The sequence below is a fragment of the Flavobacterium sp. GNP010 genome (assembly GCF_056428945.1).
The window spans coordinates 1-1,341 of sequence record NZ_JBWJVK010000119.1; the positions used below are offsets into that span (position 1 = coordinate 1).

General features: G+C 46.6%; 1 pseudogene. It reads left to right on the top strand.

Annotated elements, in window-relative coordinates:
- Window positions 1-1,341, top strand: a pseudogene (locus AC061C_RS15770) (hypothetical protein); the annotation flags it as partial.

Here is a 1,341-nt window from a genome sequence, read left to right on the forward strand (position 1 = left end):
TAGCAGCAGGAAGTGTGATAGGAAACGACAGCTTAAACGGAGTTGCAGTAACGACCACAAACACGAATGTTACGCCAATCACTACAGGACCAATTTTAGTAGATGCAGACGGGAATGTAACCATTGCAGCGAATACCCCAACGGGACCTTACACGGTTACGTATACCATCTGTGAGTCCGATACGACCACAGGAGTTAATGTAAGCCCATCGAATTGTGCTACAGCTACGCTAACAGTAAACGTAGTGGGTCAAATCATTGCAGGAAACGATACTTTAGGAACACCAGCAGCACCATTGGCTTCAGGCACTACACCAGTAGCAGCAGGAAGCGTGATAGGAAACGACAGCTTAAACGGAGTTGCAGTAACGACCACAAACACGAATGTTACGCCAATCACTACAGGACCAATTTTAGTAGATGCAGACGGGAATGTAACCATTGCAGCGAATACCCCAACGGGACCTTACACGGTTACGTATACCATCTGTGAGTCCGATACGACCACAGGAGTTAATGTAAATCCATCGAATTGTGCTACAGCTACGCTAACAGTAAACGTAGTGGGTCAAATCATTGCAAATGACGATACTTTAGGCACACCAGCAGCACCATTGGCTTCAGGCACTACACCAGTAGCAGCAGGAAGTGTGATAGGAAACGACAGCTTAAACGGAGTTGCAGTAACGACGACAAACACAAATGTTACGCCAATCACTACGGGAGCAATTTTAGTAGATGCAGACGGAAACGTAACCATTGCGGCTAACACCCCAACGGGACCTTACACGGTTACCTATACCATCTGTGAGTCCGATACGACCACAGGAGTTAATGTAAATCCATCGAATTGTGCTACAGCTACGCTAACAGTAAACGTAGTGGGTCAAATCATTGCAAATGACGATACTTTAGGCACACCAGCAGCACCATTGGCTTCAGGCACTACACCAGTAGCAGCAGGAAGTGTGATAGGAAACGACAGCTTAAACGGAGTTGCAGTAACGACCACAAACACGAATGTTACGCCAATCACTACAGGACCAATTTTAGTAGATGCAGACGGGAATGTAACCATTGCAGCGAATACCCCAACGGGACCTTACACGGTTACGTATACCATCTGTGAGTCCGATACGACCACAGGAGTTAATGTAAGCCCATCGAATTGTGCTACAGCTACGCTAACAGTAAACGTAGTGGGTCAAATCATTGCAAATGACGATACTTTAGGCACACCAGCAGCACCATTGGCTTCAGGCACTACACCAGTAGCAGCAGGAAGTGTGATAGGAAACGACAGCTTAAACGGAGTTGCAGTAACGACGACAAACACAAATG